Below are 1,816 nucleotides of genomic sequence, written 5' to 3' on the forward strand. Positions count from 1 at the left end.
AATCAGTGTCAGCAACCGGCGGCGCAGGAGATGTGTTCGATGGACAGACGCAACGATATCGGGGCCTCGATCGACGAGGCGGTGCAGGCGATCGCGCCCGGCCTGATCGAGGTCCGGCGCGACATCCATGCCCATCCGGAGTTCGGCTTCGATGTCGAGCGCACCGCCGGCGTCGTCGCGGCCGAACTGGACAAGCTCGGCATCGCCGACCGCAGCGGCATCGGCCGCACCGGCATCGTCGCCGACATCCAGGGCGGCGCGCCGGGGCCGATGCTGGTGATCCGCGCCGACATGGATGCCCTGCCGATCCACGAGATGACCGGCCTGCCCTTCGCCAGCACGGTGCCGGGAAAGATGCATGCCTGCGGCCATGACATCCACACCGCGACCCTGATCGGCGTCGGCGCCGTGCTGAAGGATCTGGCGCCGCAGCTGCGCGGGTCGGTGCGCCTGGTGTTCCAGCCGGCCGAGGAGACGCAGGAGAGCGGTGCCGCCGCCATGATCGCCGACGGTGCCCTGGACGGTGTCGCCATGGCCCTGGCCTTCCACAACGATCCCGGCCTGCCGACCGGGGCGTTCAGCTACAAACACGAGGCGAGCATGGCATCGTCCGACAGCTTCGACCTGGTGCTGCGCGGCCGGTCCGGCCATGCCGCGCGGCCGCACGACACCATCGACCCGATCGTCGCCGCGGCCTATCTCGTGACCCAACTGCAGATTGTGGTGTCCCGGGAAACCAACCCGGCCGAAGGGGCGGTGGTGACCATCGGCAGCATCGCCGGCGGCGCCATCCACAACATCATCCCTGACAGCTGCACCCTGCGCGGCACCGTCCGCGCCCGGTCGCCGGCGGTGCGCGACGCGGCCGAAGCCGCAGTGCGCCGGATCGTGAAGGGCATCGCCCTGAGCCATCGGGTCGAGCCCGAGCTGCGCTACCGGCGCGGCGTGCCGCCGGTCATGAACGACGACCGCGTGCTGGACCAGGCGGTCGCCGCGGTGCGCGAGCAGTTCGGCGGCGACGCGGTGCGGGAGAATGCGGCGGTGTTCGGTGCCGAGGATTTCGCCTTCTTCGCCGAACGCGTGCCGTCCGCCCATCTGTTCGTCGGCGCGTCACAGCCCGGCCGCGACGACCATCTGCACAATTCCGACTACCAGCCGGACGAGGCGTGCATCGGCCTGGGCGTCGCCGCCCTGTCGCGCAGCGCCGTCGAACTGCTGTCCTGACGGTACCCGGCTGACGCATCTGCTGTTGTTTCCGCCGCGGCGGGACAATCCGGCGGAAATCGCGACCTGAAGCCGTGCAATCGAGCCCGATTTCCGTCAACTTTCTGGGATGAAGTCCAGGAGGCGAGTCGCGCTGCTGCGACCGTGATCCCCGGATGTTAAGAGGGCCCAGATGATCGAGGCGATGAACCTCGCCATTCTCGTTTCGGCGGGACTCATTGCGCTCAGCGTTTTCACCAGCCTGATCTCGTTCCGGGTCGGCGCCCCCCTGCTGCTGGTGTTCCTGGCGGTCGGCCTGGGCGCCGGCGAGGACGGCATCGGCAAGATCCATTTCGACAACGCCCCGGCGGCCTATTTCATCGGCAGCGTGGCGCTGGCCCTGATCCTGTTCGACAGCGGCTTCGAGACCAGGCTGCAGAGCTTCCGCGCCGCCGCCGCCCCGGCGCTGACCCTAGCGACCATCGTCGTGCTGATGACCACCGGCCTGGCCGCGGTCGCGGTCCATGTCATCTTCGGCTTCGGCTGGTACGTGTCGCTGCTGACCGGCGCGATCATCAGCTCGACCGACGCCGCCGCGGTATTCTTCCTGCTG

2 protein-coding genes are annotated in these 1,816 nt (G+C 68.9%); both read left to right on the forward strand.

Annotated elements, in window-relative coordinates; all coding sequences use genetic code 11:
• Nucleotides 1-39: 39 nt before the first annotated feature.
• Nucleotides 40-1,224, forward strand: coding sequence for a M20 metallopeptidase family protein (locus tag AC3XYG_RS02745; protein WP_489138278.1), 1,185 nt, complete (start codon nucleotides 40-42; stop codon nucleotides 1,222-1,224).
• A 172-nt stretch (nucleotides 1,225-1,396) separates the two neighbouring features.
• Nucleotides 1,397-1,816: cation:proton antiporter domain-containing protein (locus AC3XYG_RS02750; RefSeq protein WP_489138279.1), on the forward strand; the 420-nt coding region annotated here is incomplete at its 3' end.

The organism is Inquilinus sp., from assembly GCF_057815775.1.

Bases quoted from the DNA above. Each gene is read 5' to 3' on its own strand.
- AC3XYG_RS02745 (WP_489138278.1), top strand. From the start codon at position 40: ATGGACAGACGCAACGATATCGGGGCCTCGATCGACGAGGCGGTGCAG.